The following is a 22,019-nucleotide window of genomic DNA, read 5'->3' as shown; positions in this document are numbered from 1 at the left end:
GCTTGGATTTCGTAAATTGCCGGTTGATTCCTCGCTGTGTATTCATGAATTTGTTGCCTCTGATAAGGCCTTACCTCATTCAGCCCCTTACGTATTCCACCATCGAACGCCGGTATTACCTGCTTGGGTTACCGGTTTTTGTGTTGCTGGGTAATTATTACCTACTGGGGCTTCGGTATATCCAGGAAGGGGCGGCCTTTGCCATTGGAACCGTTCTGTCCGTTTTAATTTATTGGTCATTAATCCTGACGCTCAGGGTTGTGGTGCTTGGGGCACTCCGCCGGTTTTCTCAGGTGCGGCAGGCAATGCTTCGTACGCTGACCATGCTTTGTGTGGCCGCCGGAGTGACAACTGGGTTTGCCGTATTGTACGTCTGGTGCTACAGTCTGATTCCCGTTCTGGGTATTTCGTTTTCATGGGGTATCGTACAGCCTATCTGGATTGTCAGTTACATTTTCGACGTTTTTCTGTGCACGGGAATAAGCGTTTACTATACGTACTCGCAATGGGAAACGCACCAGTTTGAAAATGATCGCCTGAAGCGCATTGCGTTACAACACCAATTCGAAGCCTTAAAAGGCGATTTAAATCCGCACTTTCTGTTTAATAGCCTAAACTCACTGTCGGCACTCATTGGTGAAGACACGGCTCAGGCTGAGCGATTTGTGGACGATTTAGCGAGGGTGTATCGCTATCTGTTGCAGGCGGGTAAGCATGAACTGGTTTCGCTACAGGTTGAACTGGATTATACCCGGGTATACGCTAATTTGCTGAAAACGCGGTATGGTGATAGTTTGGCTATCAGCTTTCAGGTAGCCGATGACTATCGGGATCATCATTTGCCCCCGTTAACGATGCAAACATTAATCGACAATGCGATCAAGCATAACATCATGTCGGTCTCCAATCCGCTGGTGATTGGGGTAACGACTACGCCAGAGGGAAGCCTGCAAGCCCGAAATGTTGTGCAACGAAAGACAAATCGGGTAGAAACAACTCGGGCCGGACTAGCAAATCTGACGGCCAGATATCGTATTATTAGCGACGAAAAATTACTGATTCGCCAGGAAGGAGACTGGTTTGTGGTTACGGCACCGTTAATCAATCTGAATCAGGTCTGAGAAGTACGTACCCATTGACACCCGCAGGGATGGCTTTACAGTCTGTTCCGTTGTTTTTGCAGATCGAATGGCAGAAATAACAGCCCGGTCGGGATGAGGATGGGTATCCGCCGAATCGGTTGTTAGTTGCGCTTATATTGTACACAGCTCAGCGTAGACATGCTTTTATGCAATCATCAGTTCGACATACGATTCGCCAGTGGTTATCTCAGAGGCTACTGATACCGCGTTTTGGGGCGAAACCGGACGCGTCCGTCACCGAAGCGCAACGGGCTTTACCGGGAAAGCGGCCCGCATTGCGGTGGCACGTTTTACTCATGCCCGTCTTTTTTATTCCGCTGGTTTCATACTGGATCATTGGCCCGACGTACCTGTCCGACTGGCGGGCTTTTGTGGGCGGTACCGTGCTGAATTTTACGTTGACCGGCTGTTGTGTTTCAGTACTAAATTACCTGACTCCGCGCGTAATTCAGCGTTACCCGAGCTTAACCCAGGTTTGGTCACGGGTCTGGCGAATGCTGCTGATTTTTGGTTTCGTCACGCCGGCCTTTTTGCTGCTTGGCATTTTTATCTACGAACATTTTCATCTGTTTGGCTATCAGCACGAGCCTGGCTTAACGACTAAAATTTTGTTGTACAACGCCCTGGTCAACGTGATCTCGGTGGGTATCGACGAAACCGTGTATTCGCTTACCAAATGGCGGGAAAGTCTTCTGGAACAGGAAAAGTTGAAGGAAGTGACGCTCCAAAGCCAGTACGAAAGTTTAAAGCACCAGGTCAATCCGCACTTTTTGTTTAACAGCCTTAATTCACTGTCGTCGCTGATTGCCGACGAGCCGGAGCAAGCCGAAGAATTTTTGTACGAGATGGCCAATGTGTACCGGTATCTGCTCCAGACCAATAAAGCGGTCAGCACGGAAGGAGGGAGCGAATTAACGACGCTGGAAACCGAATTGAAATTTATTGATTCGTATTACCACCTGCTTAAAACCCGGTATCGGGCAGGCATCGACTTGCAGATAGACGTTTCGGCTGATCTGCTGACGCATCGATTGCCTCCTTTAACGTTACAAATGCTGGTCGAAAATGCCGTAAAACATAACGTTGTTGCGGCCAATAAACCGTTACTGCTGGAAATCAGTACGACTACACTAGCGCTCGATAGGATGGACCAGACTCCCATTCGTCAAATCTGTCGACCCGGTAAAGCGAGCGAGGGGATGGGCTGGCTGATTGTGCGGAATAATTTGCAGCGGAAAAATAACCGGATGGCGTCAAACCAGGTTGGGTTGTCCAACATTGCGGCTAAATATCGGCTACTCGCGCAGTCTGAGCCCATCATTCGGGATGATGATGGTTATTTTACGGTGATGTTATCGCTGTTCTCGCCCGAGAAGTCGTAAGCTCAGGCAAAGAGACAACGCTCAGTGTTGCGTACGCAACCTTTGTTCTCCGGAGCGTTTACGCCACTGAGGAACCAAACGAGTCCGTAAATCGTAATTCCGACAGTATAGATCATAACTTATTGCCTGCGTGGTTACTATTGGCAACATTCAATTACCGGATTTTCCGCTGCTGCTGGCTCCTATGGAAGATGTCAGCGATCCACCCTTTCGGGCGGTTTGTAAGGCCAACGGAGCCGACCTGATGTACACGGAGTTTATTTCGTCGGAAGGGTTGATTCGCGATGCCGCTAAAAGCGTGCAGAAGCTGGACATCTTCGAATACGAACGCCCGATTGGTATTCAATTATTCGGCTCGGACGTGGAAACGATGGGGGCCTGTGCCGAAATAGCCTCCCGTGCTAATCCAGATCTGATCGACATCAATTACGGCTGCCCCGTAAAAAATGTGGCTTGCCGGGGCGCGGGCGCGGCTCTGTTGCAGGACATTCCCAAGATGGTGCGCATGACCGACGCCGTTGTCAAAGCCACGCATCTGCCCGTAACGGTAAAAACCCGGCTTGGCTGGGACGACAACACCAAAAACGTGGGCGAGGTTGCCGAACGGTTGCAGGATATCGGCATCAAAGCCCTGACGATTCACGGTCGCACGCGCGTGCAAATGTACAAAGGCGAAGCGGACTGGACGCTCATCGGTCGCATCAAAGAAAATCCGCGCATTCAGATTCCCATCTTCGGGAATGGCGATATTGATTCGCCCGAAAAAGCGCTTGAATACAAAAATAAATACGGCGTAGACGGTGTGATGATCGGTCGGGCCAGTATCGGTTATCCCTGGATCTTCGACGAGATCAAGCATTTTGTGCGCACCGGCGAACACCGACCCGCTCCAACCATTGCTGACCGAGTAGCCGTTTGTCGGCAGCACCTTGACTTTTCGATTCGCTGGAAAGGAGAGATTGTCGGCTTATTTGAGATGCGTCGTCACTACGCGAACTACTTTAAAGGCTTACCCGATTTTAAGCCGTACCGGTCGCAGCTCGTTACGACGGATTCTTACGCCGGAGTCGCTGCCCTTCTGGACGAAATACAGGAAAAATACATGCCTGAACTGGTGTAAGCAGTTATCAACAAGCAAGGCCCCACGTAACCAGACCGGTCTGGTTGCGTGGGGCCTTCGCTCGTACGTTTAGCCCGCTAAACGGTTTCTTTCTGTGCTTCCTGTGCTTCGGACCAGGCCGTATTGAGTGCACCCAAAAACGTTTCCGGTTGTTGCGCGCCCGAAACGGCGTACCGACGATTAAAGACAAAAAACGGAACACCCCGTGCGCCGACCTGCTGTGCTTCGTAAATGTCGCGCTGAACAGCTTCCGCGTACTGATTGCTTTCCAGCATTTGCCGCACATCTGAAGCGTCCAGGCCGATATCGGTGCCTAATTCCAGCAACGTTTCGTGGTCAGCCGTGTTACGGCCTTCCGTAAAATAAGCCCGAAACAGACGCTCTTCGGCGGCATCACCTAATCTGTGCGCTTTGGCAAGCTGAATCAGGCGGTGGGCGTCGAACGAATTGGCGACGACGGCTTTATCGAAGTCGTAGGTTAAGCCAACGTCACTAGCCATCGCCGTAACGCGATCATTCATCTGCCGAGCCTGATCAAGACTCCAACCTTTGGCTTCGGACAAATAATCGTTGATATTCTTGCTCGGATCGGTTTTCATAGCCGGATTAAGCTGAAAGCTTTTCCAGACAATCGTTACCTGATCTTTGTGCGAAAACTCGTTGAGTGCATGTTCGAATTTGCGTTTGCCAATGTAGCAAAACGGGCACATGACATCACTCCAGATTTCTACTTCCATCGTTGGTTTGTTTAGGCGAATCGGGTGAAACGCCGTTTGTAGCCGACATAGTGAACCTGCTCCATAACCCGGTCGGTAGCGATTCCGTTCGCATTACCCGTTTGGTTTACGCGCCCAGATCAAGCCGTAATCCATCTGAGTCGGAATGTTGTCGGAAGTGGGTTCCAGCCCAGCCTGCACAAACCAGCTTCGGTATTCGGCCCGGCTGTAGCATCGACCCTTTGTGCCCCAGAATAATTGAGCGGAGTAGTCCGTAACCGGCAGTGGCCCGTCGAGCGTGTCGTTCAGAAACGCATCGTGAACCCACAGTTCTCCGCCGGGGCGCAGCGCAGCCGCAAAGCGGTTGGCTAGCAGTTGGCAAGTCGGCGTGGGCCAGTCGTGAAAAAGGCTCGCTGCCAGCAGGATATCCGTTTGGGGAAGTTCGTCCGTCAGCATATCGCCGGGCAGGAACGTTACCCGCTCGCGAAGCGTCTCCGCCCCCGGACGGCCGCTTTGGCTTAATTCGTCCAGCAATTCGGAAGCGACCGATAAGACCGCTGGCCGGTCAAACAAGGTGGCTGTCGATATCGGATTTTGCAGGAGCCATTCGTAGGTGTAAAAACCGGTTCCTCCCGCTACATCCAGTAAATGACCGTCGCGCTTCGTGATTTTTGACGCGACAATGGGCGATAATCGACGGGCGCGGCCCGACAGCCCAAGCGTTAGCTCCCGCGCGAGAGCCGGGTCGTCCATCGGTGATGGCCCTTCGCCTTCTTTAACAAACGTGATGCCCTGCGGAGCATCGAGCGGACCATCATTTTGAAGCCGGATGACCATTTCAAGGGCACCCAGATCATCTTTTTCTAGCCCTACGTATCCGGCGACATTCGGCGTTTGCTGGCGGACTAGATAACGGCCTAATTCGGTAATCGTTAAGCGGTCTGATGCATCGTAACGGAGCAGATCCATTGCGCACAGCGCCGGAAACAGCACCATGGCCGGGCGTTCCTGTAAGTTCAGTCGCTCACGCAACTCGTTAACGGAGAGCGAAGTGTCACTAAGATAATCGAAAACGGGTAAATGGCTGACGGCTGCAATAAGTAAGCGGGAACCAAACATCGCCCGTAGGTGGCGGGTAATCGGGGCCAGATCTGGCTGAGAATCGTTGAGCATTGCGTTAATTGGTTTACAGGGCTTGTAATGACCTGAATAAGCGCCAAAGATAAAGGCTTACTTACGTATATGAGCGTAACAACTGGTATGGCATTGGCAAAATTGCTGCGTCAGCCACGCCGGAATAAAAAGATTTTGGATTCTGGTCGAGAAGCCGGAAATTGAACGGCCAACACCCTACTTTTTATGTACCAAACGATTCTTGCCAATCAGCCCGTTACAATTGACCTTACGGCTGCTGGTCCAACCCTCAACGGAGCGCCCTTTGATTGGGATCTGGTGAAATTAACTGAGCGGACCATCCATATTCTGTACCAGAACCGCTCGTACACCGCCGAAATTCTGGAATTGAATCAGGCCGAAAAAAGCGTGAAGTTGACGATCAACGGGCACATTCATCAGGTTCAGCTTAAGGATCGCTTTGATCTGTTGCTTGAAAAGATGGGCATGAGCAGCGCGGCTATGGCCAAGGTAAACGATCTGAAAGCCCCCATGCCAGGATTAATTGTGGGGGTCAACGTGCAGCCGGGCGATACCGTGAGTAAAGGGGATAGTCTGCTGATTTTGGAAGCGATGAAGATGGAAAACGTCCTGAAAGCCAGTGGCGATGGCCTCATCAAAAGCGTTCGTACGGCTAAGGGCGACCGGGTAGAAAAAGGGCAGGTGCTGATTGAATTTGCCTCATAAATAGCCTGTAAAGACCGTTGCGCACAGTAAAAAACAAGGGTAAAACGTCAGACCATGTGGGCTATGCCCAACGCTTTTCGTATCTTTGTCCGCAAAATTTCTCCTCATGACACCTTCGACGAACTACAAACGCATTCTGCTCAAGCTGAGCGGAGAGGCATTGGCGGGCCCTAGCGGGTACAATATTGACCCGATTGTGCTGGAACAATACAGCCGTGAAATTAAGCAGGTAGTAGACATGGGCGTTCAGGTCGCCATCGTGATCGGGGGGGGCAATATCTTCCGGGGCGTATCGGGCGAACGGTCGGGCATCGACCGCGTTCAGGGCGATTACATGGGTATGCTGGCAACGGTTATCAACGCGATGGCCATTCAAAGCTCGCTCGAAAAACAGGGTTTGTACACCCGTGTTATGTCGGCGATCAAAATGGAGCAGGTCTGCGAACCGTACGTCCGTCGGCGGGCTGTACGTCACCTTGAGAAAGGCCGCGTCGTGATCTTTGGTGCCGGAACGGGCAACCCTTATTTTACAACCGACTCAACGGCGGCTCTGCGGGCTATCGAAATCGAAGCCGATGCCGTTCTGAAAGGTACTAAGGTAGATGGTGTTTACACGGCTGATCCGATGAAAGACAAAACCGCTACCCGGTATACCACCATTACGTTTGAGGACGTTTACGAAAAGAAACTAAGTGTGATGGACCTGACGGCCTTTACGCTTTGTCAGGAAAACAATTTGCCCATTATTGTCTTTAACATGAATGAAACGGGCAGTTTGCTCCGGCTTGTTCAGGGTGAAGACGTTGGTACCCTGATTACAACTAAATTACCCGAAGAAACAGTATAAAATAGCGATTAGCGATCACAGTTCAGGGTAACAAATGCGTTTATCGCCTAACCGGTAATCTGTAAATAGAAACCACAAAAATGGAAGAGATCGAGCTATACCTCGACGATGCAAAAGATACGATGGAAAAGGCGCTCAAGCACTTAGCCATCGAATTAACTAAAATTCGCGCCGGTAAGGCTTCTGCTCAGATGCTCGACGGCATTCAGGTTGAATACTACGGAATGATGTCACCGTTGCACACCGTCGCATCGGTTAATACGCCCGACGCCCGGACAATCGTGATCAAACCCTTCGAGAAAAAACTTATTGGAGAGGTTGAGAAATCGATTCGTAATTCCAATCTCGGCCTGAATCCAAACAACGACGGCGAGCAGATCCGGTTGAGTATTCCACCCCTGACCGAAGAACGTCGTCGGGATCTGGTTAAGAAAGTAAAACAGGAGGTAGAAACGGCGAAAGTCAACGTGCGCAACATCCGCAAAGACACGAACGACGATATCCGCAAACTGGTAAAGGAAGGGGTATCGGAAGATGCGGTCAAACAAGGTGAAGAACGCGTTCAGAAACTAACGGATGCTTTTATCACACGGGTTGACGAGGTATTTGCCGTCAAAGAAAAAGATATTCTGTCGGTATAGACCGCAGAAAAGTAAGTGTTGTAAGCCGATTGCCGACGAGGTAATCGGCTTACATTTTTTAGAACAGCCGTCGTTTAAGTGCACTGGGCTGACTCCAGTTTACGGCACATCGTAAGCTGTTGGCCCCCATTTTTTTTACGATTCGAAATCGCCCGGTAGCTCGGAATCTGTTTTTAACGTGACCTGACGGAGAAGCTTTGTCGTTCCGTTGGGTTCATCGGGCCAGTTTTCGTAGATATAGGCAAGGTACACCGGTTTTTCCGAGACAAGAACTTGGTAAAATCCATCGAACAAGGCCGGATTACAAACAATCTGGAAATCGCTCCCGTCGAAGTTCGTGCCGCCAACGTTCGTCGCTTTCCCGATACCATTCCATTTCTGAAACGCATTCGCTTCTTGAAAGAATAGCGTAGCGCGCACGCGAATACCATGCGAGAGATCAGGACTAACAAGTTTTATCGTTCGGGAAAAACTCTGAAAGTTTTGTGTGACGAATACCTGGTACGATTCGATCTGAAAGTTGCTGGCAGCCATAGTGTTTACAAGTAGATATGGCCAAATGTATTGAAGGAGCTGACTTGCTGGATAAAGTCTTTAGGGAACGGTGAAAAGCCAATACGACCGCGGTCGAAATCGACGTTTCAGCACCATAGCTATAGTAAAAGTTGCCGTACAACCACTCGGCAATCTCTGTTCTGGACAAACAAGAGCAGGCGAGTACACAAAAACTTTAGCTGGCTTACGAGGCCCTGAAGGGCGTATTTGTGGTGGGCGAAATACCCACCGCTTTCAGGACGCGTTGTGCCTGCAAGACGTGCCGCTGCTCGTGAGCAATCAAAAAACGAAACGTATCACCCAGACTCAGCTTGATCCAGCGGGCAATTGAAATGGGTATGCGCGAGCCTTCCAGGTCAACCGCTTTCGCCCGGTCGAGCAGGGATTTTAATTGCGCCTGTTGTTGAAGAAATTCGCGCCGTACGTTTTGTGCATTGGGTTGGTCATTGGGGGTATGGCTTTTAACGGCTTTCGCTTTAAGTCGAATACGTCCGTCGGCACCGGGACGCATGGACGTGGCGAAATAGTTGCCGAGCCAACCGCTGCGAAAAAAGGCTCTTGCCCCAGAGCCACTTTGTTCGCCCTGAAGAATCGCTTGCTCAAGTAGCGGCAGGTAATACGATCCGTAACTGTTCAGATGCTCCAGGCATTGCGCGACGCTCCACTCCGCTGGTCCGGGCCGTTCGAGCAACTGGGCGTCGGATAAAGGCGCAAAATGCTGATCGGCAAGCTGGCGTATTATCATTACGTCTTTCTGCAACTGATCGATCAAAACCTGACTCACAAAACGTGGCATAGCGGTTGATGTTTACCGCAAACTTAGGGTTCCTATCACACAAAAATCTTGGTGTATGTCAAGATTTTATTGAGAAGTGATGAAGATAGCTTTGATCCCGACGCTGTGCTTTTGGTAGATACATTCGTAACGGAAGACGAGTCGCCATTCAACAAAATGTATGAGTTTGCGACCCACGTTTTACCACTACCCAAAAGGATCTCGTCACCCATGGTGTCGGCGGGGCCGTGGTGTCGGTTTCTCAAAACCGACACCACGGCCCCGCCGACATTACACCCGAACGGATTTAAGCAATTTGCTGAACGTGGCCGGGTCTATACCCAAATAAGAAGCCAGGTATTTTTGTGGAATTAGTTGAAGTACCTGTGGGCTACGGGTTAGTAGAATGCGAAATTTTTCCTCGGCACTGCACGTCGCCAGTTCAATCTGACGTTGCAGCACGCCGGATAAGGCCTGGGCCGTTGCCAGCCGCACCCACCGTTCAAGATTGGGATGTGTATCGAGCAGCCGGGTAAAATCAGCGTACGAAATGCGCAGCAGATAGCTAGCGGTCAATGTTTCGAGGTAATAGCGAGAGGGTTGTTGCAATTGAAACGAATCGACCACGCCTGCGAACGAACCGGTGTAGGAAAACACCAATGTCGTTTCGGTTGATGCATCGTCCATATAAAAGGCTCGTTGTACTCCTTCCTGCACAAAATAAAGGTAATGTTCAACAGCCCCGGCACTGGTCAGCAGGGTTTTTCGTTTGTAGTGCACAGGATGCCAGCAAGCAGCAAAAGCTTCCCATTCCTCGTCAAGTAAGGGCATCGTGCGGAATACGGTTGCTTTGAGCGCTTCTTTTTCCAAGGTATAGTTACTGGTTTATGGGCTAATGATCTGCTGGTAAGCGCATCGCTGTAAACCGGCTAAAGTAGGTTACCAATGCAGGGATGAATATACGGCATGTTGTCCATTGACACGGCAAAATAGCCCGTTCATTCCGCCGTTTTAGTACAAAGCCGTATCTTTGGGCTACGTACTATTGACTTTATGAACCAACCAACCCTTTTTCAACGCCTTCGCCCGCATTTGATTGCCGTGCTAGGGCTTCTGGTGCTGGCCGTTATATACTTCTCGCCGGTGCTTTCGGGAAAAACCTTATCCATGCCCGATGTGCAGCAGGCCTCTGCTTCGGCTCGTGAAATTCGTGAAATCGCAAAAGAAACGGGTATCAAACCACTCTGGACCGACGCGCTTTTTAGCGGTATGCCGGGCTACATGATTGATTTTCATTACCCGTACATTCTGGTTTACAAAGCCGTGATGGCTGTTGTCAATATACTGCCAAACACAGCAAGTATCCTGTTTGTGGTGATGCTGGGCGCGTACATTTTACTGGTAGTACTGGGCTGTAACCCCTGGCTGTCGGTACTGGGTGCAGCGGCTTACGGCTTGGGCACCTTCGGTATCGTCAGTCTCGAAGCGGGACACGTATCCAAACTGTTTGCAATGGGGTACGGCGCGGGTATGCTGGCGGGGGTAGTTCTGGCGCTGCGCGGTCGTTACTGGGTTGGCGCAGCCCTGATGGGCTTTTTCCTTTGTATGGAGCTGGGTGCCAACCACATTCAGATTACCTACTACCTATTCATGACCATCGGCTTGTACGTACTCATCGAAGGGATAGCACTTATTCGCGGTGGGCGAGGCCGTCAGTTGGGATTGGGTCTAGCTACGATTGTTCTGGCGGGGGCGCTGGCTGCTGGCAGCTTCGGTAAACGCCTGTTAATCCTAAACCAATACACGAAGGAAACAATTCGGGGTAAGTCTGAGCTGACGGCGAAAACGACGAATCCGGACGGCAAAACACCAACCAGTGAGTCGAAAGGAGGACTGGATAAAGACTACGCGTTTACGTACAGCTATGGCAAAGCAGAAACGCTGACATTACTCGTCCCGAACGTGTACGGTGGTGGATCAGCGGGTGGTCTGACGACGGATTCGCAGTTTTACAAGGCCATGACGAGCCGGGGTGTTGATCCGGCTGCTGCCAAGCAAATGGCTGAACTCGGCGCACCAACTTACTGGGGTGATCAACCAATTCTGGGCGGTCCGGCATACGCGGGCGCGGCACTCTTGTTTCTGTTTGTGCTCGGTATGTTTGTCATTCGCGGTCCTGTCCGGTGGTGGTTGTTGAGCGCGGCTGTGCTGATGATCATGCTGGCGTGGGGGAAAAACCTGCTTTTCTTTAACGAGTTCCTGTTCGACTACCTGCCTTATCTGAATAAGTTCCGGGCGATGACGATGGCACTTTGTCTGGCGCAGTTGTTTCTGGCCGCCGGGGCTGCCCTGGGTATTCAGACGATTGTAAACGAAAAACTGACGCTGGTTCAGTTAAAACAACCATTGCTGGTTAGCCTCGGTCTCACGGCGGGGGTAGCGCTTGTACTGGCCCTGATGGGCGGAACGTTATTCTCGTTCGAGAAGCCGAACGATATCGATATGCTAGCCCGCTATTTTGGCGAAGCCGCTAAAGATTTTCAGCTAGCCCTCATCAGCGACCGGCAGAGTATGCTTCGCTCGGATGCGTTCCGGTCGGTTATCTTTATCTTATTGGCTGCCGGAGCTGTTTGGCTGTTTCTGACCAGCAAGATTAAAGCGGCTCTGTTCTACCCAATCCTGTCGGCTATCGTTATCTTCGACCTGTTTGCCGTGGACAAGCGGTTTCTAAACAATGCGGATTTCGTGCCCAAAGCGCAGGTAGCCACTATTTTTGAACCAACGGGTGCTGATCAACAAATTCTTCAGGATAAAACGCTGGGTTTCCGGGTCTTCGATCAGACCGAATCGTTTATGGAAAGCAACCGGGCGTCGTACTTTCACCGCTCGATTGGTGGCTATAACACAACCCGCCTACGTCGTTATAACGAATTGATTACGTACGCGTTTCAGCCTAATTTCCTCAACATCCTGAACATGTTGAACGCTAAGTACGTGATTCGTCCTAGCGAGCCTGATCCCGCTGTTCCGCAACAAGCATCGACGGGGCCGGTAGCTTTGCCGAATCCAGAGGTGTTGGGGGCTGCCTGGTTTGTTAAGACGGTGCAGCAGGTAGGCAGTGCCGATGAAGAGATGGCCGTTATGAAATCGCTTAATCCCCGCGATTCGGCGGTCGTTGACAAGCGATTCGCACCAGAGTTAGGCAACCTGCCCGCTACGATGGATCATACGGGTAGTACGATTGCGTTGACAAGCTACCGCCCCGACAAGCTTATCTATCAGGCGAATGCCGTTCGGGATGGGCTGGTTGTTTTCTCGGAAGTGTATTATCGGGGGAATGAAGATTGGCAGGCGTTTATCGACGGAAAACCCGCTCCCCATCTGCGGGCTAACTACACCTTGCGGGCCATGCATCTACCCGCCGGAAAACATACCATCGAATTCCGGTTTGAGCCGCCACTGGCTAAGATAGGTGATATGATCGATCTGATCAGCAATGTGTTGTTGATTGCCCTGATCGGTTTCGTTTTGTTCCTCGAAGGACGTAATCGACGCACCGAGCCTGTACTAGCTCCTGAGCCAGTTTTACCATCAACACCCGACTTAGAACGATCATCCGCAAAAACGACGAAAGCCAAAACGCAGTAATTACAGTCGAAAGTAAGACGAACGAGCGGCATAACAGGATGTTTACTGTTATGCCGCTCGTTCGTTATAACACGGACAGAGTGTCCGCATTGCGAGTTGATCTATTCAGTAGCGGGTTTCGTGTCCGGTTTTGACGCTGTTGCTTTAGTCGGTTTTTGTGGTCGCGTTTTGCCGTAAGAGCCTCGCGTGATTTTCCCTTTCCGTGATTTTTTATCGCCTTTTCCCATCAGCAGTAACTGGTTTAGTGTTCGTTCTAGTTTGATTGGCAATAACTAAAAGTAGGTTATTTAGCTGCCCGGAACAAATTTCAAAGACCTTTATTGCTGTATACCAATGTCTTACAGGTGGGATGAGTCCGTAAGTAGCTGGGTGTGTTACAACGGCATGTTTGGAAAAAGGGTCATGAATTCAGTATAAAGCAATAAAATGAACCATAACGCGATGAATAAACTCATTTACACCTGTCTTCTGGCAATGGCGACTTCACTCCTGAGTTGTGATAAAGCCACTGTAAAACCCGAGATCATAACCTTACAAATCAGCGATCGTCGGCAGGATTGCGTGGGGGTAGGCCCTCAGCAATGTATGTTGGTGAAAGAAAAGGATGATACAGGCTGGAAGCTCTTTTACGAGGGTATAGATGGCTTTGCGTATGAAGAAGGATTCGAGTATAAGTTGATGGTCAGGCGGGAGACGATTGAAAATCCCCCGATGGATGGCTCCAGTTTTCAATATACACTCGTTGAATTAGTCGAAAAAGTAAAGAAGTAAACTAGGGAAATAAGGAATAAACGAGAAAGGCTTCCGTGCTCCCTATTTTAGACATAGGACGCACGGAAGCCTTTCTCGTTAGGGAAAACTTAGTTCAACGGCTGAGCATCAACACCCGCAACGGTAATTTTAACGGGTTTGATTGCTCCTTTCTCGTCAAAATAAAGTCGGTCGATGCAGGTTTCGCGGTGGTTACCGTCGGTCTCCGTCAAGGGTCGGCGGTGGTAAACGATATACCACTCATCTTTACCCGGCACCTGAATAACCGAGTGGTGACCCGCGCCAGTTGCTACGGCCGGGTCTTGCTGAAGGATTTTGCCAGCCCGTTCAAACGGACCAAATGGGGAATTGGATACCGCATAAGCCACCGAGTAATTTGGGCCCGTCCAGCCACCTTCCGACCACATAAAATAATATTTGCCGTTGCGGACGAACATGGTAGGACCTTCTACATAATTTTTCGGCGTTATCTCCCGAAACGTAGTGCCATCGGGAAAAGGCAGAAATCCGGTAAAATCGTCTTTCAACCGGGCGATATTGCAGTGTCCCCAACCGCCGTACAGCAAGTAATACTGACCGTCTTTGTCTTTGAACGCGTACTGATCGATGGGTTGTGCTCCGTTATGAATTTGGCCGACGAGTGGTTTGCCCAGATAATCGCGGAAAGGACCGGCTGGATTATCCGCAACGGCTACGCCAATACCGCCCACTTCTTTTTTGTCATCGTGGATATCATTAGCACCGAAGAACAGGTAATACTTTCCGTCTTTTTCAACGATAGCAGGGGCCCACATCGCTTTTTTGGCCCATTTTACAGCTGCTGAATCCAGAATACGGCTGTGTTTGGTCCAGGTTACCAGATCCGGCGATGAAAAAGCGTCGAAGAAAATCTGTTTTTCGTAGGGAGCCGAATAGGTTGGATAGATCCAGTATTTTTTGCCGAAAATAACACCTTCCGGATCGGCGTACCAGCCCGGAAAAACAGGGTTGCCCGACTTCTTACCATTGGAACTAGCCGGTTTTTGGGCAAGTGAAGGAATGGCAATCGAGACAAAGAGAAAAACAATGAAGAGCGCGCGGAAATTAGGCATAGTGTAACGTTAGTGAATCTACCGTAAAAGTAAGTATGTAGATTGATTCACCGGACGGCCAGTCGAAAATTGTCTACGTATTCGCTCTGGTAGATCGCCAATTGACTGTAAACCGATGCCTACACATAAACAACCGCATACTTTTTTCCCGGTATCGACTTGACAAACCCCCGAAATTCAAGGTTGAGCAGGACAGACGCCAGCCGACTCATCGGAATCTGACTTTTCCAGCTTAAGTCGTCGATGTGCAGATCCGAAGTCTGGCGGAGCAATGCCAATACCTGACTCTCTTCTTCCGTAAGATCGACGGGCATGGGCGGTAGGCTTTTTTTGCGCGAAGAACCGCCTGGTAGTGGTGAGTCCGTCGGGTTTAGCGGGGGTTGATCCCAGTTAAGCGCTTCGATAATATCCCGAGGGCTGGTGTAGATCTGTGCTTTGTTTTCGCGGATGAGTTTGTTACAACCCGCCGAAAATGTCTGCATGAGCTGACCCGGTACCGCAAAAACTTCCCGGTGGTAATTGTTGGCGTATTCTGCTGTAATCAGCGCTCCGCCTTTTGCGGCTGCCTCAACCACCACAACAGCGTCGCTTAGACCCGCGATGATACGATTACGAGCCGGAAATAAGTGGGCATCGGGCTTGGTGCCGGGTTGACTTTCGGTGAGCAGCCCACCCTGAACAAGCATCTCCTGCGCGGTTTTCTGGTGAACAGCGGGGTAAATAATGTCCGGACCACTGGCCATCACCCCGATTGTTGGGACGTTGTTGACCAGGCTAGACCGGTGAGCGGCAATGTCGATGCCATAGGCCAACCCGCTGATGACGCTGGCCCCATAAGGAGCAACGGCTTCGATGATTTCGTTGGTGACACGTCGTCCGTAGTCGGTGGCTTGCCGAGTGCCCACCAGGGCGATGGTACGTGGCGCGTTAAGATTGCCCGAACCCCGAAAATAAAGGAGTGCTGGCGCATCGTACAGTGTTTTTAGCCGTGCCGGGTACGCTTTATCGGTAAAAAACAAGGCGGTTGCCCCCAGTTTTTGAAGGCGGTTAACCACCTGTTCGGCTTCGAGCAGAACGCCCGGTTTCAGAATGGCACGCGCTGTAACGTCACCGATACCCGGCACCTTTACTAATCGGGATAAGGGAGATCGGAAAACGTCGGTTGCAGAACCGCAATAACTAATCAATTGCCGGATAAGGATGCTGCCAACGCCCGGAACAAGCGTTAGCGCGATTTGATGCTGAGTGTCGGTGGGCACAAACAATACGAAAAAATGTAATCAATAAACTCTGTAAAGGTTACTTGTGCAAGCTTACAGAATTCTGATTTGAAAACCAATTGCGTAGAAAAACAACCGGGCGCGATTTTCAAGCAAGTTTATACCAGGACGTTGCGCTGCTGAGGCTATCGTTAACAGCGTGCCGTATGAGCGTTTGAGCAAACCAACTTTGAGCGTTTAAACAAAGTCACCCGCTTTACTCTTGCCGAATTTTGTGAAAACAAAAGCAAAGACAATGGCAAACGTTTGGTTTATCACAGGAAGTTCGCGTGGGCTTGGTCGTAGCCTGACCGAAGCCGTATTAGCGAAAGGGGATAGGGTAGCCGCTACCGCGCGTAACCCGGAAACATTGGCCGAATTGGCGAGCCAGTATCCGGATCAATTGTATCCTTTACCGCTGGATGTAACAAACAAAAAGCAGGTCGTCGCAGCGGTGCAAGAAACCATAAAGCGGTTTGGTAGGATTGATGTACTGGTCAATAACGCTGGTTTTGGCATCATTGGAGCCGCCGAAGCCTTTACCGATGAGCAAGTGCAGAGCCAGTTAGCAACAAACCTGTATGCACCTATTGAAGTGACTCGTATTGTACTCCCGTACATGCGGCAGCAGCGTTCGGGGCGTATCCTACAGATCAGCTCGGTAGGGGGCAGGGTTGGTAACGCGGGGGTATCGATTTACCAGGCGGCCAAGTTTGGATTGAGTGGCTTTACGGAAGCACTTGCCAAAGAAGTCGCTCCTCTCGGCATCTACGTGACGAGCATCGAACCCGGCGGATTTCGTACCGATTGGGCGGGGGCTTCCATGACCTACGCGCCATCGATTGAGGGCTACGAAACAACCGTCGATCAGCGAAGCGAATTCTTTAAAAATGGTAACTTCGTACCAATGGGTGATCCGGACAAAGCGGCCAGGGTAATGGTTGATCTGGTTGACAACCCGCAGCCACCCGTGCATTTAGTGCTGGGCAGCGAAGCGGTTGCTATTGTAAAACAGGCGGATGCTGACCGGCAAGCCGAGCTCGAAAAATGGATGCCTGTTAGTAGCTCGACGGATCACGACGATGCCGTTAACTTCCTGGACACTGCCTTTGGAAAAACGTACCTAGAAACGAAAAATAATGCGTAGTGAGAACGAGTCGATCAGGTCAAAATCGACGTTGATTTGATCTTATTTAAAAACAGCATGGTTATGATCAGGATGATACAACCATGCTGTTTGCTATTCGGCGTATGACGAGTGAGAAAGAAATAGAGAAACAACCATCCATTGCTTATTCGTGCTACCATGCCCGAAGCCGGGAGGGCGAACAGTTTGTGCCGGAACATATTCTAAGCTATCAGATAGCCGGATCGCTGCTGATGAACGACGGCAACCAGAAATACACGTTCAGGGAGGGTGATTTTCGGTTTTCGAGACGGAACCAGTTGGTTAAGTTTACGAAGATGCCACCCAAAGACGGTGCGTTTAAATCGCTGTCGATTTTTCTCAATCAGGAGATGCTTCGCTCAATGAGTATGGAGTACGGCTACACGGCGGCACAGCATCAGGCGGGAAGTACTATCGTTGCGTTAAAGCCCGATCCGCTGATTAAAAGCTACATGGACTCCCTAGTTCCCTATCAGCAGGTAACGCAGCCGGGCAACGAACAATTACTGGCGTTGAAGCTGCGGGAGGCCGTGCTTATTTTATTGAAAACCAATCCGGAGTTAAACGATGTGCTGTTCGATTTTTCGGAGCCCGGCAAGATCGATCTGGAAGCGTTTATGAATAAAAACTTTCATTTCAACGTAGAACTGAAACGATTTGCGTACCTGACCGGGCGGAGCCTGGCTACCTTTAAGCGCGATTTTGAGAAGATATTCCACCGGTCGCCGAGTCGCTGGCTACAACATAAACGGCTTCAGGAAGCCTATTACTTGATCAAAGAAAAAGGCAAAGCCCCTTCGGAGGTGTATCTGGACCTTGGATTCGAAGACCTTTCCCATTTTTCGTTTGTCTTCAAAAAGACTTACGGGGTGGCTCCGTCAAAAATCTAATCGATTAGTTCGTTGAATCACCGGCGTCCGAACCCGGATTCTGAACGGCCTGCGCTGGTTCCGGCTTGTCCAGGCCATCTCTGATCTGTTCGAGAAAAGACTTCAGCTTTTGCAGTTTAGCAACGTATTTCGCGTTTTCCCGCCGACGGGCATCGCGCTCTTTCAAAAACTCACGAGCACCGGGCAGCGTGTACTTTTGCCGGTCGATCAAATCCAGAATTTCGGCCAGGTGGTCGATATCCGCCTGGGTATACACCCGGTCGCCGGCTCGGTTTTTCTTGGGCTGGAGTGTAGGAAACTCCTTTTCGTAATAACGCAGCTTGGAGGCATTGATGCCAAACCGATCTGCCACTTCCTTGATGCCATAATACAGCTTCCCCGTGCCTTCCATACGACAAACTTGCTGATGTTGGATTAAACCTGCAAGTTTTGGCGTAATTTTGCAAATCAGTTGGTAGTCAATAAATGGTAGCTGTTTTGGATAGACCCCTCGGCAACCGGCAGACGACCGACTAGCTACATATGACGAACACAATGACTTCCCACGAAATACGTCGGCATTTTCTCGACTTCTTCCGCTCGAAACAACACCTGATTGTGCCATCGGCTCCGCTCGTCGCCAAGAACGACCCGACGCTGATGTTCAACAACTCAGGAATGGCCCAGTTTAAAGATTTCTTTCTCGGCAATGGGACGCCCCCGTCGAAGCGCGTAGCCGATACCCAAAAGTGTCTGCGGGTGTCGGGTAAGCACAACGACCTTGAGGATGTTGGTTTTGATACCTATCACCACACGATGTTCGAGATGCTCGGCAACTGGTCGTTTGGCGATTACTTTAAGAGAGAAGCCATTACGTGGGCGTGGGAACTGCTGACCGATGTTTATCAATTACCGAAAGATCGGCTTTACGTGTCGGTATTTCAGGGTGACGATAAAGACAATGTGCCTTTCGATCAGGAAGCGTTCGATCTTTGGAAACCCATCGTTGGCGAGGATCGGATAATCTACGGCAATAAGAAAGACAACTTTTGGGAAATGGGCGATACGGGCCCGTGCGGACCGTGCTCAGAAATCCATGTCGATCTGCGCTCAGCGGAAGAAATAGCCGAAAAGTCAGGAAAAGAACTGGTTAACGCCGATCATCCGCAGGTAGTTGAAATCTGGAACCTGGTGTTCATGCAGTTCAACCGGAAGGCCGACGGGTCGCTGGAACCACTGCCCGCCCGTCACGTCGATACGGGTATGGGTTTCGAACGTTTGTGCATGGCCATTCAGCGCAAAAAATCGAACTACGACACCGACGTTTTTTCGGGAACGATCCGGGTGATCGAAGAACTGTCGGGTCTGTCTTACGGCGGCACAATGGAAAAGCCGGATGTAGCGATGCGCGTCATTGCCGATCACATCCGGGCTGTTTCGTTCGCCATCGCCGACGGACTGGTTCCTTCCAATGCAAAAGCAGGCTACGTTATCCGGCGGATTCTGCGCCGGGCTATTCGTTACGGGTATTCGTACCTGAGCCTGACCGAGCCGTTTATGACCAAGCTCGTGCCAACATTAGCCATTCAGTTCGCCGACGTGTTCCCGGAACTGAATGCCCAGCGTGATTTCGTCGCGACGGTTATTCGGGAAGAAGAAATTGCCTTCCTGCGTACACTCGGAAGTGGTTTGGGCCGCCTGGACCAGATCATCGGCCAGTTGACGACCGACGGCAAAACCGAAATTCCGGGCGAAACGGTGTTCGAACTAAACGATACATTCGGCTTCCCCGCTGACTTGACAGCTCTGATCGCCCGTGAGAAAGGACTGACGATTGACGAAGCTGGTTTCCAGAAAGCCCTTCAGGAGCAGAAAACACGCTCCCGCAAAGACGCGCAATCGTCGGCGGGCGACTGGGTGGAACTGGCTGAACTGGACAACAAAGTCGAGTTTGTTGGTTACGACCAACCAGAAGCGTACGCGCAGATCGTTAAGTACCGTAAGATTCAGAATAAGCAGGGTACGCAGGTACAGGTTGTGCTGGATAAAACGCCATTCTACGCTGAATCGGGTGGTCAGATTGGCGATACGGGTACGTTGGAGCTATTTGCGGGTTCTGACCAAATCGGTACGCTGACGGTAACCGACACTAAAAAAGAAAACGACCTGGTTATTCACCTCGTTCAGGACGTAGCGGGTATTGACGATTTGCTGACCGAAGCGGATTCGGTATACGCGATCATCAACACGGAGCGCCGTGGGCTGACTAGCAGTAACCACACGGCTACGCACCTGCTGCATTCCGCCTTGCGTGACGTATTAGGCTCGCACGTGGCGCAGAAAGGTTCGTACGTTGGACCCGATGCCCTCCGTTTCGACTTTTCGCATTTTAGCAAAGTGACGGATGAGCAACTCGCCCAAATTGAGCGCATCGTCAACGAAAAAATCCGCGAAGACATCAAACTCGACGAGAAACGGAACGTACCCATCGAAGATGCGAAAGCGTTAGGGGCTACGGCCTTGTTCGGCGAAAAATACGGAGACTTCGTGCGGGTCATCACCTTTGATCCCAACTATTCGGTTGAGCTATGCGGGGGAACGCACGTACCCGCAACGGGCCACATCGGTTTGTTTAAGTTTACGGGAGAAGGGTCGGTTTCGACGGGGGTTCGTCGGATTGAAGCCAAAACATCGGCGGGTGCCGAAGCCTTGGTTAACGAACAGATGGCCGTTGTCACCGAATTAAAAGACCTGTTGAAAGCGCCCAAAGACGTCGTCAAAGCGGTTCAAACGTTGCTCGAAGAACGGAGCGCCCTGCAAAAGCAGGTCGAAGCGTTGCAGAACGAAAAAGTACAGCAACTGAAAAACCAGCTTCTAGAAAAAGTCGAAACCGCTGGACCTGGTCACGCTCGTCTGGTCGAACGGGTAGACGTGCCGTCGGCGGATGCATTGAAGCAGTTAGCATACGATCTGAAAGCGAAAATAGACAATCTGGCTGTCGTACTTGGAGCTGACATTAACGGGAAACCGCAACTGGCCGTCATGCTGCCCGATTCGCTTATTCAGGACAGAAAACTGAATGCCGGTCAGGTCGTGAAAGAGCTGGCTAAGAACATCAAAGGCGGTGGTGGTGGCCAGCCGTTTTTTGCCACCGCTGGCGGTTCCGATCTGTCGGGATTAGACGCGGCTTTGGCACAGGGTAAAGAATTGTTAGGATAAGTCAGTCAGTAGCTTGTCATTCGGCGGTCTTGGGTAGTCTTCTGCAAATGAATGATTACCGATGGCCGCCGAATGACTTTTATGTTTTATGAACCAGCCGATTGGTGTATTTGATTCGGGGTACGGTGGCCTGACGATCTTGCGAGAAATTGTTCGCAAACTTCCGCAGTACGATTACATTTATCTGGGGGACAACGCCCGAACGCCCTACGGAACGCGCTCGTTTGAAACCGTTTACCAGTACACCCTGGAATGTGTTCAGCACCTGTTTGACCGGGGGTGCCGACTGGTTGTGCTGGCCTGCAACACGGCCTCGGCTAAAGCGCTACGAAATATTCAGCAACTCGATTTGCCCGTACGCTACCCCGGTCTGGACGGACCCGGTCTGGACGGACCCACCCGGCGCGTGTTGGGCGTTATCCGGCCTACAACCGAAGTGATTGGTAACTATTCAGCTACGCGTCAGGTCGGCATTCTGGCAACTCGCGGAACCGTTACGTCTGAATCGTATCTGGTTGAGATCGAAAAGTTTTTCCCCGATCTGGCTGTCGTTCAGGAAGCTTGTCCGATGTGGGTGCCGCTGGTCGAAAACGGCGAATATGCCAGTCCGGGCGCTGATTATTTCGTTAAGCAGCACATTGATCGGTTGGTTGCAAAGGCCCCCGGTCTTGACACAATCCTGTTGGCCTGTACGCATTACCCGCTTCTGCTCGATAAAATTCGCCAGTATGCGCCTACTGGTACGACAATTTTAAGTCAGGGAGGGATTGTTGCCGATAGTTTGGCCCATTACCTGAGTCGCCACCCTGAACTGGAAGCGCAATGCAGTCAACACGGTCGGCGAACGTTTTTGACGACGGACTCGACCGAGGACTTTGACCGGCAGGCTACTGTTTTCTTCGGCGAGCCCATTTGTTCCGAGAATCTAGCCCTGTAACGCGAGCTGGACGTTCACG

The 22,019-nt window shown here is 50.9% G+C and carries 21 protein-coding genes; 12 read left to right on the top strand and 9 right to left on the bottom strand.

The features are described from left to right. The first annotated feature begins 44 nt into the window (after window positions 1–44). The 3 genes from M0L20_RS19985 to dusB all read left to right on the top strand — a co-directional run bounded on the left by M0L20_RS19985 (window position 45) and on the right by dusB (window position 3,644). A complete protein-coding gene (locus tag M0L20_RS19985; RefSeq protein ID WP_248478716.1) occupies window positions 45–1,121 on the top strand; it encodes a sensor histidine kinase in 1,077 nt (358 codons plus the stop codon). Between the two features lie 167 nt (window positions 1,122–1,288). Beyond that, window positions 1,289–2,524 (top strand): sensor histidine kinase, encoded by a 1,236-nt coding sequence (locus tag M0L20_RS19980; RefSeq protein ID WP_248478715.1) that lies wholly within the window; start codon window positions 1,289–1,291, stop codon window positions 2,522–2,524. A gap of 130 nt (window positions 2,525–2,654) precedes the next feature. Further along, window positions 2,655–3,644, top strand: coding sequence for a tRNA dihydrouridine synthase DusB (gene dusB, locus M0L20_RS19975; protein WP_248478714.1), 990 nt, complete (start codon window positions 2,655–2,657; stop codon window positions 3,642–3,644). Window positions 3,645–3,721: 77 nt separating this feature from the next. Here dusB and M0L20_RS19970 read toward each other — a convergent pair whose 3' ends face one another. Then, window positions 3,722–4,381, bottom strand: coding sequence for a DsbA family oxidoreductase (locus tag M0L20_RS19970; RefSeq protein ID WP_248478712.1), 660 nt, complete (start codon window positions 4,379–4,381; stop codon window positions 3,722–3,724). Between the two features lie 93 nt (window positions 4,382–4,474). Continuing rightward, complete coding sequence (locus M0L20_RS19965) at window positions 4,475–5,533, bottom strand: methyltransferase (RefSeq protein ID WP_248478710.1); 1,059 nt, start codon at window positions 5,531–5,533, stop codon at window positions 4,475–4,477. 186 nt (window positions 5,534–5,719) lie between these two features. Here M0L20_RS19965 and M0L20_RS19960 point away from each other — a divergent pair, with 186 nt between their 5' ends. The 3 genes from M0L20_RS19960 to frr all read left to right on the top strand — a co-directional run bounded on the left by M0L20_RS19960 (window position 5,720) and on the right by frr (window position 7,708). Then, complete coding sequence (locus M0L20_RS19960; protein WP_248478709.1) at window positions 5,720–6,220, top strand: acyl-CoA carboxylase biotin carboxyl carrier protein subunit; 501 nt, start codon at window positions 5,720–5,722, stop codon at window positions 6,218–6,220. 106 nt (window positions 6,221–6,326) lie between these two features. Continuing rightward, window positions 6,327–7,067 carry a UMP kinase gene (gene pyrH / locus M0L20_RS19955; RefSeq protein ID WP_232558356.1) on the top strand — a complete coding sequence of 247 codons (741 nt, stop codon included), beginning with the start codon at window positions 6,327–6,329 and terminating at the stop codon, window positions 7,065–7,067. Window positions 7,068–7,147: 80 nt separating this feature from the next. Next, entirely contained in the window at window positions 7,148–7,708 is a 561-nt protein-coding gene (gene frr, locus M0L20_RS19950) for a ribosome recycling factor (protein ID WP_232558355.1), read from the top strand. Between the two features lie 135 nt (window positions 7,709–7,843). Here frr and M0L20_RS19945 read toward each other — a convergent pair whose 3' ends face one another. From M0L20_RS19945 to M0L20_RS19935, 3 genes are all read right to left on the bottom strand, one after another. Next, window positions 7,844–8,242: a hypothetical protein gene (locus M0L20_RS19945; protein WP_232558354.1), complete on the bottom strand. Its 399-nt coding sequence runs from the start codon at window positions 8,240–8,242 to the stop codon at window positions 7,844–7,846. A gap of 205 nt (window positions 8,243–8,447) precedes the next feature. Continuing rightward, a complete protein-coding gene (locus M0L20_RS19940) occupies window positions 8,448–9,059 on the bottom strand; it encodes a DinB family protein (RefSeq protein ID WP_248478708.1) in 612 nt (203 codons plus the stop codon). A 270-nt stretch (window positions 9,060–9,329) separates the two neighbouring features. Then, entirely contained in the window at window positions 9,330–9,908 is a 579-nt protein-coding gene (locus M0L20_RS19935) for a Crp/Fnr family transcriptional regulator (RefSeq protein ID WP_248478707.1), read from the bottom strand. Window positions 9,909–10,091: 183 nt separating this feature from the next. Here M0L20_RS19935 and M0L20_RS19930 point away from each other — a divergent pair, with 183 nt between their 5' ends. Continuing rightward, complete coding sequence (locus M0L20_RS19930) at window positions 10,092–12,686, top strand: YfhO family protein (protein ID WP_248478706.1); 2,595 nt, start codon at window positions 10,092–10,094, stop codon at window positions 12,684–12,686. A 101-nt stretch (window positions 12,687–12,787) separates the two neighbouring features. On the opposite strand, the gene M0L20_RS19925 is transcribed toward M0L20_RS19930, so the two are convergent. Further along, on the bottom strand, window positions 12,788–12,913 hold the full coding sequence (locus M0L20_RS19925; protein WP_232562847.1) for a 30S ribosomal protein THX: 126 nt from the start codon (window positions 12,911–12,913) through the stop codon (window positions 12,788–12,790). A 214-nt stretch (window positions 12,914–13,127) separates the two neighbouring features. Here M0L20_RS19925 and M0L20_RS19920 point away from each other — a divergent pair, with 214 nt between their 5' ends. After that, entirely contained in the window at window positions 13,128–13,457 is a 330-nt protein-coding gene (locus M0L20_RS19920; RefSeq protein WP_248478705.1) for a DUF4377 domain-containing protein, read from the top strand. Between the two features lie 89 nt (window positions 13,458–13,546). Here M0L20_RS19920 and M0L20_RS19915 read toward each other — a convergent pair whose 3' ends face one another. Then, a complete protein-coding gene (locus M0L20_RS19915; protein ID WP_248478704.1) occupies window positions 13,547–14,548 on the bottom strand; it encodes a glycoside hydrolase family 43 protein in 1,002 nt (333 codons plus the stop codon). A 119-nt stretch (window positions 14,549–14,667) separates the two neighbouring features. Further along, on the bottom strand, window positions 14,668–15,807 hold the full coding sequence (gene dprA, locus M0L20_RS19910) for a DNA-processing protein DprA (RefSeq protein WP_248478703.1): 1,140 nt from the start codon (window positions 15,805–15,807) through the stop codon (window positions 14,668–14,670). Window positions 15,808–16,063: 256 nt separating this feature from the next. Here dprA and M0L20_RS19905 point away from each other — a divergent pair, with 256 nt between their 5' ends. Both M0L20_RS19905 and M0L20_RS19900 read left to right on the top strand, forming a co-directional pair. Further along, on the top strand, window positions 16,064–16,954 hold the full coding sequence (locus M0L20_RS19905; protein WP_248478701.1) for an oxidoreductase: 891 nt from the start codon (window positions 16,064–16,066) through the stop codon (window positions 16,952–16,954). An 83-nt stretch (window positions 16,955–17,037) separates the two neighbouring features. Next, on the top strand, window positions 17,038–17,865 hold the full coding sequence (locus M0L20_RS19900; RefSeq protein WP_248478700.1) for a helix-turn-helix domain-containing protein: 828 nt from the start codon (window positions 17,038–17,040) through the stop codon (window positions 17,863–17,865). A 4-nt stretch (window positions 17,866–17,869) separates the two neighbouring features. Here the strand turns inward: M0L20_RS19900 and M0L20_RS19895 are convergent, their stop codons facing one another. Further along, window positions 17,870–18,256, bottom strand: a complete 387-nt coding sequence (locus M0L20_RS19895) for a MerR family transcriptional regulator (RefSeq protein WP_232558345.1) — start codon at window positions 18,254–18,256, stop codon at window positions 17,870–17,872. Between the two features lie 143 nt (window positions 18,257–18,399). Here M0L20_RS19895 and alaS point away from each other — a divergent pair, with 143 nt between their 5' ends. Together alaS and M0L20_RS19885 are read left to right on the top strand one after the other, a co-directional pair. After that, window positions 18,400–21,063 carry an alanine--tRNA ligase gene (gene alaS, locus M0L20_RS19890; protein ID WP_248478699.1) on the top strand — a complete coding sequence of 888 codons (2,664 nt, stop codon included), beginning with the start codon at window positions 18,400–18,402 and terminating at the stop codon, window positions 21,061–21,063. An 88-nt stretch (window positions 21,064–21,151) separates the two neighbouring features. Further along, complete coding sequence (locus M0L20_RS19885; protein WP_248478698.1) at window positions 21,152–22,000, top strand: glutamate racemase; 849 nt, start codon at window positions 21,152–21,154, stop codon at window positions 21,998–22,000. The last annotated feature ends 19 nt before the right edge of the window (window positions 22,001–22,019 follow it).

This window comes from Spirosoma liriopis (genome assembly GCF_023196085.1).
Taxonomy (GTDB): domain Bacteria; phylum Bacteroidota; class Bacteroidia; order Cytophagales; family Spirosomataceae; genus Spirosoma; species Spirosoma oryzicola.
This window is presented reverse-complemented; position numbering and strand designations above follow the sequence as displayed.

Coding starts and splice junctions, on each gene's coding strand:
- M0L20_RS19895 (WP_232558345.1), bottom strand. CDS start 18,256: ATGGAAGGCACGGGGAAGCTGTATTATGGCATCAAGGAAGTGGCAGAT.
- M0L20_RS19915 (WP_248478704.1), bottom strand. CDS start 14,548: ATGCCTAATTTCCGCGCGCTCTTCATTGTTTTTCTCTTTGTCTCGATT.
- pyrH (WP_232558356.1), top strand. CDS start 6,327: ATGACACCTTCGACGAACTACAAACGCATTCTGCTCAAGCTGAGCGGA.
- M0L20_RS19980 (WP_248478715.1), top strand. CDS start 1,289: ATGCAATCATCAGTTCGACATACGATTCGCCAGTGGTTATCTCAGAGG.
- frr (WP_232558355.1), top strand. CDS start 7,148: ATGGAAGAGATCGAGCTATACCTCGACGATGCAAAAGATACGATGGAA.
- M0L20_RS19965 (WP_248478710.1), bottom strand. CDS start 5,533: ATGCTCAACGATTCTCAGCCAGATCTGGCCCCGATTACCCGCCACCTA.
- M0L20_RS19900 (WP_248478700.1), top strand. CDS start 17,038: ATGCTGTTTGCTATTCGGCGTATGACGAGTGAGAAAGAAATAGAGAAA.
- M0L20_RS19930 (WP_248478706.1), top strand. CDS start 10,092: ATGAACCAACCAACCCTTTTTCAACGCCTTCGCCCGCATTTGATTGCC.
- M0L20_RS19985 (WP_248478716.1), top strand. CDS start 45: ATGAATTTGTTGCCTCTGATAAGGCCTTACCTCATTCAGCCCCTTACG.
- M0L20_RS19925 (WP_232562847.1), bottom strand. CDS start 12,913: ATGGGAAAAGGCGATAAAAAATCACGGAAAGGGAAAATCACGCGAGGC.
- M0L20_RS19905 (WP_248478701.1), top strand. CDS start 16,064: ATGGCAAACGTTTGGTTTATCACAGGAAGTTCGCGTGGGCTTGGTCGT.
- M0L20_RS19885 (WP_248478698.1), top strand. CDS start 21,152: ATGAACCAGCCGATTGGTGTATTTGATTCGGGGTACGGTGGCCTGACG.
- M0L20_RS19940 (WP_248478708.1), bottom strand. CDS start 9,059: ATGCCACGTTTTGTGAGTCAGGTTTTGATCGATCAGTTGCAGAAAGAC.
- M0L20_RS19920 (WP_248478705.1), top strand. CDS start 13,128: ATGAATAAACTCATTTACACCTGTCTTCTGGCAATGGCGACTTCACTC.
- M0L20_RS19970 (WP_248478712.1), bottom strand. CDS start 4,381: ATGGAAGTAGAAATCTGGAGTGATGTCATGTGCCCGTTTTGCTACATT.
- M0L20_RS19960 (WP_248478709.1), top strand. CDS start 5,720: ATGTACCAAACGATTCTTGCCAATCAGCCCGTTACAATTGACCTTACG.
- alaS (WP_248478699.1), top strand. CDS start 18,400: ATGACTTCCCACGAAATACGTCGGCATTTTCTCGACTTCTTCCGCTCG.
- M0L20_RS19945 (WP_232558354.1), bottom strand. CDS start 8,242: ATGGCTGCCAGCAACTTTCAGATCGAATCGTACCAGGTATTCGTCACA.